Annotated in this window: 7 protein-coding genes; 3 read left to right on the forward strand and 4 right to left on the reverse strand. The window is 60.4% G+C overall.

Going from position 1 to position 14,165, the window contains the following annotated elements; all coding sequences use genetic code 11:
- Positions 1 to 110: 110 nt before the first annotated feature.
- Complete coding sequence (locus J5278_RS20580; protein WP_219259178.1) at positions 111 to 1,250, reverse strand: RHE_PE00001 family protein; 1,140 nt, start codon at positions 1,248 to 1,250, stop codon at positions 111 to 113.
- Between the two features lie 181 nt (positions 1,251 to 1,431).
- Here J5278_RS20580 and J5278_RS20585 point away from each other — a divergent pair, with 181 nt between their 5' ends.
- Genes J5278_RS20585 through J5278_RS20595 form a run of 3 tightly spaced genes read left to right on the forward strand, consistent with a single transcriptional unit; the run spans position 1,432 to position 3,229 of the window.
- Positions 1,432 to 1,689, forward strand: coding sequence for a type II toxin-antitoxin system VapB family antitoxin (locus tag J5278_RS20585; protein WP_209186147.1), 258 nt, complete (start codon positions 1,432 to 1,434; stop codon positions 1,687 to 1,689).
- Positions 1,686 to 2,090: a type II toxin-antitoxin system VapC family toxin gene (locus J5278_RS20590; RefSeq protein WP_209186146.1), complete on the forward strand. Its 405-nt coding sequence runs from the start codon at positions 1,686 to 1,688 to the stop codon at positions 2,088 to 2,090. Before J5278_RS20585 ends, J5278_RS20590 begins: the two co-directional genes overlap by 4 nt.
- Complete coding sequence (locus J5278_RS20595) at positions 2,087 to 3,229, forward strand: site-specific integrase (protein WP_209186145.1); 1,143 nt, start codon at positions 2,087 to 2,089, stop codon at positions 3,227 to 3,229. The genes J5278_RS20590 and J5278_RS20595 overlap by 4 nt, the downstream gene beginning before the upstream one ends.
- A 142-nt stretch (positions 3,230 to 3,371) precedes the next feature.
- Here the strand turns inward: J5278_RS20595 and J5278_RS20600 are convergent, their stop codons facing one another.
- Genes J5278_RS20600 through J5278_RS20610 form a run of 3 tightly spaced genes read right to left on the reverse strand, consistent with a single transcriptional unit; the run spans position 3,372 to position 14,164 of the window.
- Positions 3,372 to 3,692 (reverse strand): hypothetical protein, encoded by a 321-nt coding sequence (locus J5278_RS20600; protein WP_219258970.1) that lies wholly within the window; start codon positions 3,690 to 3,692, stop codon positions 3,372 to 3,374.
- Complete coding sequence (locus tag J5278_RS20605) at positions 3,680 to 4,057, reverse strand: hypothetical protein (RefSeq protein ID WP_209186143.1); 378 nt, start codon at positions 4,055 to 4,057, stop codon at positions 3,680 to 3,682. The genes J5278_RS20600 and J5278_RS20605 overlap by 13 nt, the downstream gene beginning before the upstream one ends.
- Before the next feature lie 3 nt (positions 4,058 to 4,060).
- Positions 4,061 to 14,164: a hemagglutinin repeat-containing protein gene (locus tag J5278_RS20610; RefSeq protein WP_209187248.1), complete on the reverse strand. Its 10,104-nt coding sequence runs from the start codon at positions 14,162 to 14,164 to the stop codon at positions 4,061 to 4,063.
- Between the last annotated feature and the right edge of the window lies 1 nt (position 14,165).

Genomic DNA, 14,165 nt, shown 5'->3' on the forward strand with positions numbered 1-14,165 from the left:
CCGTAGCAATCTGCGATTACCTAGTTTCATGAAGTATTTATCCAACGGACTGAGTGCTCCAACGTCGCATTCGGCCTCTTCGCCCACATACCGAAGCTTGGCATCTGCGCTTACACTAATCCCCATGCCCGAAACCTCCCCCTCCCCGTCATCTCTCTGAGGCCGAGTTCCAAAACAATCCGCCGCGCCGCCTGCGGCGTCACCTCGAGCGTCTTGGCCACCATTCCGGCCGACACCAATGGTTTTGCCATCACCATCTTGACCAGCTCCGGAAGCTTTGAAGAAGTCCGGCGTCCGTCCAGCTTTCGCTCGAACATCTTGCGCGCCAACGCCAGCCGGTCATTTTCTTTCAGTCCGATCTCGGCGGTCGCCAGAAGCCCTTGTGCGATGGCGAGCAGCCGGGTTTCGCGATCGCGATGCCGGCGCCGATCGACGGGAATGGACTTGAGCCCAAGATTGAGCGCCGCAAGATGGGCGCCGGTGGTGACGCCGGCCTGGCGCAGGATCGACGCGGCCAGCAGCCGGCCGAGCCAAGGGGCGTGCTGAAGGACGGACAATTCGTTCCAGGCGTCAAGTGCGACGATCGCCTGCAGCACCGCCGGCAGGTCTTGGACCTGTCGGAGCACGCCGCGCCATTCCTCCAGCCGGGCATCCTCGTCCCAGTCGAGATCATAGACCAGTGCGTCTCTGTCTGCCGCACTGGCGCGACCGGGCCGCGTTGCGTTTTCGATCGCAGCTTCGGAGCGGGCCAACACCGCATCGATGGCGGCATAGTCGACGCCGGGGAGATCTTCGATGTCGTCGACATCGTCCCTGTCTCCTTCCTGATCGATCGCGACCGCCGCCCGAATAACTCCCGCCGTCGCCGCCTCGTCCCCGCCGCCCGACCCGATCTCCGACGTTTTCCGCAGCGAGCGGATGCCGTCGGCAGATAGCGCCCAATCCGGGGATTGGCCGGCGGCCCGCCGACGCGTGCGCAGCACGTCGCGAGCGATTGTCAGCTCATGGGTGGGTGTGCGAATATCGCGGGTGGCGTCATGGAGCACGAGGTCTTCGAGATGGACCAATTCGCCGTCGATCCACAGCGAGGCGCAGGCATCCGTGAATTGGCTGCGCTCGATAAAGCCGTGCCCGACCGGCGAGCGGGCGATGCGCTCGTCAAGACGTGTGAGCGCGATTGCCGCGTCGAAAGCCGGCCGCATCAAGGTGGAAATGCTGATTTTCGCGAGATCGTAAGCCATTGAAACTATGGTAAATGATTTGTTATAGGAACTCTATCTGAATATTGCGGTTTGCCACATGGTATGATTGGCAGTTGGGGTTTTAACCTCCGATAAGTACCCCTTATCGAAGGTAAGCCATCTTGCCAGTGATTGTTGCCATCTTGTCCGGCAAAAGCTATGTTTACGTCAAAATTCGTCGAGGATCACCATGTCCGAACCACAGCTTTCCATCCGCAGCGCCAAGGCGCGTGACCTGGCCCATGCGCTTGCTCGTCGCACCGGCCAGCCGATCAACAGGCTCGTCGAGCAAGCGCTCGAGCGCTACGACCAGGAACTGCGTGAGAAACAAGCCAAGACGCCGGCCGATATCCTTTGGGACCTGATGGCGGAAGGGCGCCGCTTAGTGCCGCCAGGCACGACGTCGGCTCATGATGATCTGTATGACGAAAACGGCCTGCCTAAATGATTGCTCTCGATACGTCAGCGATCGTGGCCACCGCGCTGGGCGAGCCTGAGGCGGAACTTTTCTACGCCCTTATGAGCCGTGAAGAAATCCTCGTGGGCTGGCCAACCCTTCTTGAGGCCCGGATGGTGTTGGCGGGAAAGCACTTTCCAGGTGCTGCGGCCGTCATCGCTCAGTTGGTCGCGCTGCCCAATGTCACGGCCGTCGCGTTTGGTGAGCGCCACTACCATGCCGCAGAGCTTGCGTTCGAGCGGTTCGGAAAGGGGCGCCATCCAGCGAGCCTGAACATGGGCGACTGCTTCTCCTATGCGGTGTCTGCAATAGCCAAAGCGCCCCTCCTGTGTAAGGGCCGGGACTTTTCGCAATCTGACCTAAAATTGCATCCGGCGTCATCGATGGCATGAGCGGATCAAGCGACAAGGCCCTGAACCGCCGGCTCGAAGAGCTCGACACGATCGCCGCCGTCCTGCCGATGGGGCGACGGGACGAGCTCGCCGAAATCCTGTCGGATGAGGACGTCAAAACCCTTCGCCACTTGGTCAATGAAGGCATGGGTGCCAACTCCTTGCGCGCCCTCACCTCGGATCTCGCCTATCTGCAGGCCTGGTCGCTTGCTGCCACCGGCAAATCCCTCCCTTGGCCGGCCCCAGAGGCATTGCTACTAAAGTTCGTCGCCCATCATCTCTGGGATCCGGAAAAGAGACTGACCGATCCACAGCATGGCATGCCTATCGTCGTCGAAGAAATCCTTCGCAGTCAGGGCTTTCTCAGAGTGGTGGGACCACATGCGCCGGATACCGTTCGTAGACGGCTTGCGACATGGTCGACCCTGACCAAATGGCGCGGGCTGAATGGCGTCTTCGCCTCCCCTTCCCTGAAATCGGCCATTCGACTGGCTGTTCGCGCCAACCCGCGACCAAGAAAACGCAAGAGTGCTCAGGCCGTTACATCAGATGTGCTGGCAAAGCTGCTCGGCACCTGTCGCAGCACAAGTCTTCGCGACGTCCGCGACCGGGCAATCCTGATGGTGGCCTTTGCCTCCGGCGGTCGTCGTCGCAGCGAAATCGCCGGGCTGCGGCGGGAACAGTTCACGATCGAGCCTCCAATCGCCGTTGAAGGCGCCCCTCCCCTCCTGTCGCTCTCGATCCATCTCGGCCGTACCAAGACCAGTGGTGCCGATACCGATGAGGTCGTGTACCTCACCGGCCGGCCGGTCGATGCGTTGAACGCCTGGCTCGAGGCTGCCAGGATCGACAGCGGCAGTGTGTTTCGGGCGATTGATCGCTGGGGGAATGTGTCCCGTCGAGCCCTCGATCCGAAGACCGTCAATGATATCGTCAAGCATCGGGCAGCGCTGGCCGGGCTTGAGGCTGGGGAGTTTTCGGCGCATGGCTTGCGATCAGGTTATCTCACCGAGGCGGCCAATCGCGGCGTTCCGCTTCCCGAGGCCATGGAGCAGTCGCGTCATCGCTCGGTCCAGCAGGCTTCGAGCTATTACAACAATGCGACCCGGCGCACCGGACGAGCCGCTAGACTTCTTTGATGGCGGGAATTTATGTACGCCGAAACCGCGACTGTCCGATTTAAAGCAATGTTGTCGAATCCTCTAAGGGATTGCGTAATGCCATAATGGCTTCGTAGGTTGCCTCAGAAAAACCAGGGGCATCCGTGGCTATTGCTGCAAATTAAAGTGCTGCCATCAAGCGGGCCAAGGCAAAATAGGCTGCAGAATGCTCATCTCGTCCATCGTCCTCTGCGTCAAAGTATCTTTCATCCATTTCGCCGCTTAGCGCGCCGAAATCTAAACCCTCCGGCGGCTCGCCAGCGGCTAACTGCAGGGCAAGCTGGTCATTCTCTAACAAGGCGTACCAGTGGCTTTCAATTCTGCGGGCGCAGGCCCGGAATATCTCTTCGAATAGTCGTCGGGCATATTTTGTATCAGGACTCTGTCGAAAACGCTGGGCGAGATCTTCGTTAACTGTAGATAGACGCGTTATTTTTGCCATCCCACTTGCTGCTCTTGCCCTCGAAAAAACAGCGACACGGCATTTGCGGCTTGCTCGCGATCTACACAAAAGCTCTCGGGGTATTCGCCGTACTGCCCCCCGGCACACAGTTCAACCATCTTAGCCTCATCTCCGCTTGAGTTTTCAAGCGTTAGATTTTCATCGGCATTGCCTAACGTAACAATGTAATAAATCGGGCCACCACCCACCATGACTTGCCACCCATCATCTCGCTCCAGGCTTATCAAGGTGTGCTGTTGGCCGTTGAGCTTTGAAAGCCAATTCAGCGTCACAATTTCATCTGCATCGGGTACCCGAATGTTCAGGTTGTGAACGCCCTCTCTCTTATCTATATTTAATTGCATAACCTACCTTGGTTTTATTATCATTGGTCCATCGGGGCCGATAACGGTGAGTTGACTCAGTCCCAGCTGTTCGACCATCGACCGAATTCCGCCGTTTGTCCCACAGGCGGCGCAGGGTGCTCTGTCCACGTATAGCGTCAGATTTTGCCCCGAGACGTCAATACCCTGCTGCTTAATTTGATTGAGGGCATCAATTTCCGCGTGCGTTGACGAAATTGCGTTGACCCCCGACACCGGCTGGCCATGCGCATTGATACCGTAAATTTTCTGCCCGTTGACCTCGATGACAGCCAAAGTGTTCTTGTCGGCGACGGAGCCTGCGGGGGGCAGGCCGAGCTCGGCGCGAAATTTGGCCAAGTCGTCAAATCCTGCTCGGTTTCCGCTTGTGGCTGCTCTTTGAGCGGCTGCAATGTTGCTGTAGATGGAGCGATTTGGTCCCGCAATGACAATATTGCCTGCATCATCAACGACTCTGACGAAACCTTCAGGAAGGCCGCCGACGTCGTTGGCGGCGCTTCCGGCAGAGGTGAGTGGCTTGTACCCAGCGGGAACGACAACGGTCGTGCCGTCCGAGGCAACGATAGTACGGGTGCCAGCCGCCTTTGTTGCAGCGCTGGCAGATTGCTCCAATTCACCAGCAACTTTCGTTGCGGCTCCAAGGGAAAGAACGCCTCCAGCTGTACTGGTGCAGGCTACCGTGGCGGCACAATCCAGCAGCTCCGTGACCGTGTTCGCGCATGCGGCGCTATTCGCTGCGCAGTAGGCGTACACCTCCGGACCAACCGTAACGCCCACAGCAACGAGCACAGCCAATGCAGCGACTCCAGTTGTTATCTGCTGGTGCGTAGTCAGCGCCTGTTGGTATTGAGCGGCAATTTGATCGGATGCAATATGGCCTGCGGCCACATCGCTGAGCACGCCGAGCAGCAAAGCATCCGGCGTATTGACAGAGCTCGTGCCAAGAACGTGTTGCTGGAGCCCTGATTCCTCGTCAACGGCGTTTGCAAGATCGGCTCTGCCAGCTACGCAGGCTGCACTGGAAAAGGATGCCGCACAGGCCTTTACTAAGGATGCGTTATTCGCGTCAGAAAGCTGCCGGTAGTAGGCTATGCTGAATTGCAGGTTGTCTTCGAGACCAGAAAGCGTTTGAGCCGAGCAGCCGTTGCCCAAGGATGCTTGGCAATCGGCAATCTTCTTTTGAAGGTCAGCACGCTCTTTGTTGGCCTCATCAAGTTCCTTGTGCGTGAGATAATTAAATTGATACTGCGCGCTGCCGTATGATGCTCCTTCTCCGCCGCCGACGGCGCCAGCAACCGCTGAACTGAGGCTTGTTCCGATCAGATTGGCAAGCGTCTGCTTGTCTTGATCCGACAGGGTGCTGTCCTTCAGCATACCCTCGACGAGGGCGGCGATCGCCGGTGTAAGCATTGACGAAGTTCCTGCACCGAGGGCACCCTTGATTGCCCCCTCCCAACCATTCACTCCGCCGAGGATACCGCCGCCGATCGCATGTAGCAGCGCGCGGCCTTCGCCACCTTCCTTCCAAAGATCAGCTGCGGCGTCGTCTCCACGTTGGAGAGCCTGCTTGTACAGCTCGCTGGAAATATCCCCGACCAGCCCAGCCATTGTTGCTTGTGCCGCCTGCAAATCAGCCTGCGTCTTGTACTGATCGCGCAGGATATTCTCGAGGTCCGGCAGGCCGGGCAGCGAGGTATTAGTGTTGTCGGTATCGCGACGGATCGTGCCGATATCCTGGGTCTGGTGCGCCGGGTCGGTGATGGTGATCGGGATATTGCCACCGATGGCCGAGAGCGCCTGACCGGTTTTGTTTTCGTTCGCTTTGACAGGAGGTGACGGCACTATGCCGCTAGTACCGATTGAGCCGCCGTAGGTGTCGGCCTTCCAGGTTGAATGGGTATCGATATCGGCAACCGTCAGCGTCCCGGTAGAGAAGCTGTTGCGTCCCTCCCCGGCCTCACTCGTGATCAAACCCCCAACGAGCGACGTATGACCGCTGACATCAATATCGAGTCCCCCTGCCCCGGCGTGAATGCCGGACTGCTCGGTGACCACTACGGCGTCGCCGCTGGCCTTCTGGGTAACGCCGGAAACACTGGTCGAGCCGAAGCCGGTCTGGGCCGATAAACTGAGTTGGTCGGCCTTGGCCTTGGCAGTATCTACCTGGCTTTCGATGGTCAGGTTCTTGACGTCGGCGGTGACCGAATTACCGGTGATCGTGGCGCCGCGCAGCGTCAGGTCATTGGTGACGATTGTGATGTCACCAGTGCCATTGACGTGGGTGTTCGTGTGGCTGACGCCGCTTGTATCGGCGCTGCCCTTGCCGTAGCCGGCATTGGCAACCAGACCCAGATCTTTGGTGCCTTTGCCTCCGCCGCCAAAAGTGGCACCGACACCGACCCCAGCACTCCAGGAGGAGTTGCTGCTCGCGCTGTCCGTCGTGCCTGTCGCAGCGTTGAGATTAATGTTGCCGCTGGTCGCCGACAGAAAGATATCGCCGGTCAGCGGATCGCCTGAAACCGTTGGTATGCCGTTCTTGTCGTAGCCGGCCAGGATCTGCGCACCGTCGCTCGTGATCGAGCCGTTCTCTGCCTCCATCGAGATCGACCGACCAGCACGAATGTCGGTGACGACGGGTGTCGAGGTGGAGGATGAGGACTGGCTTTCCTGATGGTTGGCGCCGACCGTCAGAGTGACGTTAACACCGATGTCGCCGGACTTTTGATATTGGCTGTAGACACCCGTCAGATCTTTGTAGGCCTGGTAAAAGCCAAGGCCAGCGATGGCGGTGTTGGTGACGGCATTGACGCCGCCGCTGTCCGACAGACGCTCGGCCGAGTTCATGATGCTCTGAGCTGCCTTGCCAACCTGGCTGGACACCGTAAGCGTCACGCCAGCAAAGGTCTTCTCGTGCATTTCCTCATAATTGGTGACGTCGTTGGCCGAGAGCAGGTTGATGTCGTTGCCGGCAAAAAGATTGACGTCACGCTCGGCAGACGCGCTGGTCGCCTGCAGGTTGACATTGTTGCCGGCCGAGATGTTGAGGTCGCGACCTGCTGACAGCGCCGACATGGCATTTGTGTCGGATTGCTGGGCCGAACTGTCCTTGGTCGACTGGGCGCCGATGCCGAGCGAGAAGCCGCCATTGCCGGACGAGAAGGCGAGACCAAAGCCGGATTTCTTCTGCTGTTCGGATTGCGCCGCACTTTCTGCCCCTGGCGTGACATTGACGTCACGGGCCGCCGACAGGTTGATGTCACGGTCGGCGGTGACCTGCGAACCCATGATGTTGAGATCGGTGGCGCGCGCCGTCAGGTTGACGTCTTGCCCGGCCGATAGCTTGGAGCCGACATTGTCGGTCGAGGATTGTGCGCCCTGCTTTTCGTTCTTGCCGTAAAGCGAGATGAAGCCGCCACCTGAACCGACGAAGAGGCCGGAGTCCTTGCGCTGGCTGTCGGACTGATGGTTCTCCTGAGCCCCGATGATGCTGACGCTTTCGCCGGAAACATTGAGCGACCCATTGGCATTGACCTTCGAGCCGACGATGACGGCCGCCTTGCCGGCGTCGAGATTGACATCGCCGGAGGCGGAAAGCTCAGAGCCGACCGTCGTCTCGTTATAGGCGTCATAGCTGGAGCTGCCCTTGCGCAAGAAACCCTTGCTCTTCGAACTATCATGCTCGGTCTCGGTATCCTTGGCCGAGGTGACGATCAGGTTGCCACCGGTCTGGATATTAAGATCCGAGGCATGGGTGGCATCACCGGCGGTGACCTTGGATGCCGACACGGTGGTATCGCCGCCGGAGAGGATCGTCACACCATCCTTGCCGGAGAGGGTTGAGCCTGCCGCCGTGGTCGTCTCAAGATGGCCGCTAGCGTCCTTCTTGGTCGATCCGAAGAAGCCGCTCTTCTTGCTGGAGCTCTTGGTGTCGAGCGTATAGCCATCGGTGGCTTCGGCGATGGTGACGTTGTTTTTCGCCTGCAGGCCGAGCATGCCGTCGGCTGCCAGCGTCGAGCCGATGACGTTGATGTCGTTGTTGGATTTTGCGACGAGATCACCACCGGCGGTGATGGTGGAGCCATTGTTCGTGATCGACGATGACGAATTCTTTCCGAAGACAGAGGCACTCTGGCTCTGCGCGGTGGTAACGTTGATGTCGCCGTTCGAGCTCAGACCGACATCACCCTTGGCCGACAGATCCGAGCCTGAAATCAGGACGCCGGTGTTGCCGCTGATCCCGAGATTGCCGCCGGCCGTCAGCTGCGACGCCTGCTGATCGGTCCCGGAGGCCTTGGTGTAGCCATCGTTCGTCTTGCGCGCGACATCGGTCGAGACGACGTTGACGGCGCCGCTCGCGGCCTTGATATTGAGATCGCCGCCGGCCTTGGCAGAGGAGCCGATGACATTGACATCGTTATTAGCGGCAATGGCAAGATTGCTGCCAGCGGTGACCCGTGCACCTGTGGCATTTTGTTGCCCGCCATTATCGACCTTGACCGCAGCGAGGTTGACATTGTTGCCGGAGAGCTGAGCCGATCCGCCAGCTTTGACGCTGGCGCCAGCGACATTGAGATCGCTGTTATTGGCGGCGAGCAAGAGATTACCGCCCGCCGAAACCCCCGCATTCGTGTTGACCACGTTCTGGCCGCCGATGGTCATCGTCTGGGCGGCAAGCGTGATGCCGTTGGAAGCGGTCAGGTTCGCGTTGCCACCGGCATAGAAGGTGCCGGTGGATTTGATCGAGCTGGCAGCGATGCTAAGGCCGCCGGCGGCGGCGACCGCGCCGGAATTGTTGAGGTCGCCGACGTTGAGATTGACGGAGTTGCCAGCGATCATCGCGCCGGCGCCAGACCCTGCCTTGGCCCGGTCGGCAGCCGACAGGTAGACGACGGGAGCCAGCACCTGGGCCCCGTTCACGGTCTGCGTCTGGTAAAGCACGATGGATTGCTGCAGATTGGCCGCCTGCTCGGTCGTCAACCCCTGGCCGAAGGCCAGACCATGGGCCTCGGCGTAGGCAGCCCCATTGTCGAGCAAGGTCTTCATCTGCTCGATGGCACTGTTGCCTGGAATGAAGGAACCGTTTCCGAGCCCGTCGCCGACCAACTGGCGCAATTGCGTGTCTATCAGCTGGTTGTCGAAATAGGCGTCGCCGAGGAACGGAATACTGGTCTCGGGGTCGTAACCGGCCCGACTGATGAAGTAGCTCGATCCGTAGAACTTCGAGACGTCGAGGAAGGCTGCTCGGGTCTCGAAGATGAAGGCCTGGCCGGGTATCGTGCCGCCGACACCACCGGATTGCGGCTTTGCCAGTGCAGCGAGCTGCGCGACATTTGCTGGCGAGATCTGGGTGAGGTTGCCAAGCGCGGCGGTCAGGCCGCCACCGGCGGTCGGCACGCTGTTGCCAGCCACATTGGAGAGCGCGCTATTGACCGTGAACAGCGCGCCGCCTGCAGTCAGGCCGCTCAAGGCAGATAGCGGATCGCTCGATGTCGAAGGCGTACTGACGGCCGCGCTGCCGCTGGTCGAACCAAGGGATGTGTTGTTGACCGTGCCAAAGTTGAGGGTCAGCGCGCCGGCTGCCTTCAGGGTACCAGCCGCACCGCCAATGACCTGCGAACCCGATACGACAGATGATCCGTTGGCGATATCGCGCGATGGATCGGCCGTGCCATCGGCATTGTAAGCTGTACAGGCGCTCTGGGCGTTGCAGGTCGTCATCGTGGTGCGATTGAGGACGACCCCTTCGTTGGTGAGTGTCGACCCTGAGAGCGTCGCGTTGCCACCCGCTTCGATCCTGCTGTAGGAATTGGTGAGATTGGTCGCATCGATGGTCAGATTGCCACCGGATCGGATCACCGCTTCGGGGGTTAGCGTGCTCGTAAACCTGTCTTCGTAAACCGACTGGCTGAGATTGCTGGTCGGATCCCAGGTATAGGTCGTGCTGGTGTCGGCGACCCCGCCACGAATGACCTGGTCGACGATGAAGTACTTGGATGGGTTGGTGGGGTCGAGGACCGGGGTGCCGTTGGCATCGACCGGGACACGGGCCTTGATCCAGTCGTAGATCGGTCCAACTGCGGTCGGCCCGTTGGCGGAGGTCCAGGTCCAGGCATGATAGCTTGTGCCATCCGCAAGCGTCGCCTGAGACCAGAGCAGCGGCTCGTAGTCCTGCCAGGCCGGCGGATCAACACCGGGGTAAAGCTGGTGGATATTCTGGTCGCTGGTTTCGAGATAGGCAAACGGCTTGCCGGCGACATCGGGGTTGAGCACGAAGGTGCCGACGACATTGCCCGATGAGACCAGCTGACCGGTTACCCAGGTTGGTGTCGTCGACCGCTTGTTGACGAGATTGGAGGTCAGGATAGACATGTCACCACCCGCCTGGATGAGGCCGGAGATGTTGGTGGTGGCAGCGTTGCGTTGGCTGAGGTTACTTCCCGCAATCGTCAGGTCATTGCCAGCGAGAATGGCGCCCTGATCGTTGGTCAGCGCCCCCGCGACAAGGAGAGAAGCGTCACGACCGGCATAGAGAAGACCGGTCGATGTATTGGTCAGATCGCCGCTGGTATTGATCGTCAGATTGTTGGCAGCGGCAATTTGTCCGCTGTTGGAGAGGGTGGGAAGGGTGAGCGTCAGGTCATGGGCGGCCAGCAGCGTCGTCGTGTCGCTGATGGCAAGGCTGCCTGCAGTGATGGCAATATCGCCGGAGCCGCCGGCATTCATGGCCGTCTTCACGGCCGCACCGGTCAAATCAGCCTGGCCGCTGAGGTCGAGCGCCAGTCCGCCGAGGACGAGGCTGCTGCCGGTGAGGTTTGCGGATGTGGCCGTGATCGACAGCGTGCCGCCGACAGCCAGCTTGGCGCCGCGTGTTCCCGAGAGATCGATCGTACCGGTATTTATCGTAAGGTTGCCGGTGACGTTGCTGTTGTTCGTGTAGGTGATGGTGCCCGGCGCGCTCAACGAGGCGTTGGCAAGGCTTTGCAGCAGCGCATAGCTGATACCGCCGCTCGTCGTTGCCGAGAGGTTGCCACCGGACAGCAGCGCATTGCTGGCGGTTATGTCGCCATTTGTGGCCGTGAGTGTCATTGTGCCTGATTGGGCATTGCCCTGTTTCAGCATCAGCGCGCCGGTGCTTGAGGCACGCGTCGCAGCGAAATCGACGCCTGACACCAGGCTAGCGACTGAGATCGACTGACCTTGCAGGTTGACACTGTCTGCTGCCATGGATTGGCCGGCCAGAGCGATTGTGCCGCCGGCGGTCATCGTCAGGTTCTGATGGGCAATAACGTTGACGGGCGTTATATTACCGATGTCACCGCTCGCCGTGGCGCCGATCCCGCCGGCCGCCAGCAGATTGGACGCGTTGATATTGCCTGCGGTGGCTTCTAGGGTGAGTGTGCCAGTTGAGCCGAGCACAACGCTACCGTCCGTAGATTGGTTTGTAGCGACAAAGTCGACGCCAGAGACAAGGCTGCCCGCCGTGATGGACGAGCCGGTGATTGCGACATTGCCTGCTGCCAGAAGCGTTCCAGAAACATTGGCGGCGGCATCGACGGTGACGGCACCATGACCGGTGACGTTGGACGCTGCGAATGACCCGGCCGTGATATTGAGATCGCCGGCGACCAGCAGCGCCCCGGTCGTGGCGCTGCCGAGACTGCCATTGGTGGCGCTGACGGCATTGATCGTCAGGTCACCATCTGAGCCGATGACGATAGCGCCGGTCGAGGATTGCGCCATCGCAGCAAAATCAACACCCGTCACGACTTGGCCGGTCGAGATCGTGCCACCCGACAACGAAACATCGTTGGCCCCGAGGGTTTGGCCAGTGACGGTCAGGTTGTTACCGCCCGAAAGCGAGACGTCGTTATGCCCTGTTACAGTGCCGAGGCTGAGATCCGCGGCTGTCGCCGTGATGGTTCCGGCCGCAAGCAAAGCATTTGCCGAGAGCTGACCGGCGGCCTGTAGAGACAGGTTACCGGTCGTGCCCAAGGTGACATTGCCGCCATTGGCTTGTGTTGCGGCAAAGTCCAGACCGCTGATGACTTGATTGAGGGAGACCGAGCCGCCAGAGATCGAGACCTCCTTTGCTCCGAGAAGCTGGCCGGTGGCCGTGAGGCTGGAGCTGCCGGACAGGGTGACGACTTGGTGGCCGGTCACATTCCCGACGTTGAGATCTGCGGCCGTGGCAAACATCGTTCCTGCCGCAAGCAGCGTATCTGCTGACAGACTGCCAGAGGCCTGCAACGTCATATCGCCGGCATTGCCAACCACAAGATTGCCATTGGCCGCAGCGGTTGCCGCAAAATCCACGCCGGATACGATGGCGCCGGCTTGAATGGTGGCGCCCGAGATCAGGACATTGCTGCTCCCAAAGATCTGGCCGGAAACGTTGGTCGATGCATCGACAGTGAGCGTTCCGTGGGAAATCACCGTGCTTGATGTCAGCGACGTCGCAGCCACCGTCAGATCGGTGGTCGACTGAAGGCTGCCGGCCGTCATGGTGCCGGCCGCCGTTGAAGTGAGCGCTCCGGCAGACAGAAGGTTGCCCGTCGCGATATTGCCGCCTGTGGCCGTCAGGCTGAGATTGCCAGCGGAGCCGAGAACCACGTTGCCGTTTGGATCGGCACTGGTAGCATCGATATCGATGCCCGAGACGACCATGCCCGTCGAGACTGACCGACCGGCGGCAGTGAGATTGCGCTCAGCCAGCACGTTACCGGCGACAGCAATATCCAGCCCGGCATTCAGCGCGATGTTGCCGTTGCTTAACAGGGAAGCGGCCGACAGCGAGCCAGCCGTCGCGGTCAGAGTGAGATCACCGACGCTGTTGGCAGCACCTGCGATCACGATATCGCCGGAGGTGGCGACAAGCGTTGCCGCACCATTGCCAGCGGTGACGCTGCCGGCAGCAATGCCGCCGCCGGAACTCATCTGCACGGCCGTGCCGCTGGTGACGTCTTCCACCACGCTTATGAGGCCGGCTCCGCTCACCAGGGCAATATCGCTGTCAGCCGCAACCGACTGCAAGGTGATGCCCTCGTCGGCCTGGACATTGACCTTTTGCTTCGATGCAACCTTTGCAGCGGTGACCCGGTGTTTCGAGGTGATGGTCACGCCATCGCGTGCCGACGCATTGCCGATCGAGATCTTGCCGTCAGCCGAGAGGGACAGTTCACCGGCATTGGCGGCCATGTCGCCGCTCATCTTGACGCCGGCACCCTTCTCGGTGACGACGATCTTGATGCGGTCGGCCTGCATGGCGCCGAGCGCCGAGCCATCGATCGCATATTCCGGTGTGCCGGAGGTCGCCGTCAGCGCGGTTGCCTCGCCTGTGGCGTAGTCGTATTTGCTGGCGCCGCCCGTCAGTCGGATTGTCTTGCCATAAAGCGGCGCGTTGACGTGGATCTGGCGCGAGACGACGTCGAACAGGTCGACGGCACCGGGGGCAGCCGCAAGATTTGCCCCTGCCCCTTCGAAGGTGACATCGCCGCCATTGACGGTGAACCCTGTCAGACGACCGTCAGCCCCGATATCTGGAACCCCGGTGGTGAGCGTCGCGCGCGGGGTGTTGATGAAACCGCAGCCCGAGCACGTGATCCCGTTCGGATTGGCGATGATCACATCCGCCCTGCCGCCGAAGACTTCGGTCGGACCGTTGAGCGCCGAGCGATTGCCGCTCGTCACCTCGTTGAGGATGACGGAGGCCGGACCGGAAGTCTTCAGGTTCGGATTGCCCGGCGTGACCCCCCCGAGGTTCGATGTGCCGACCTCGCCATTGAAGTTGTTGAGGATGAGGCCAGGCGTGCCGACATTGTAGTTGTCGTATTTGTTATGGGAGAGACCGGTCCCGTTCGGCGTGACGATATCGACGAGCGGGACACCGTTCGGCGCTGTCCCGACGCCGGGCTGATTGGCTGCGGGGGCTGATCCTGCAGCGGAGACAGACTGGGCATTGGCCAGCATCGGCTGGAAAACCAGCAGGCCGCTCAAGAGCATCGCAAGCGATCGTCCGGCGATCACACGAAAACCTTGCCTGGTGCGCTTTGAAAAGCCAGCGCTTCCCAAAATCTTGATGCGATCAGTCATG

It is taken from the genome of Rhizobium sp. B21/90, assembly GCF_019355815.1.
Lineage (GTDB): Bacteria > Pseudomonadota > Alphaproteobacteria > Rhizobiales > Rhizobiaceae > Rhizobium > Rhizobium rhododendri.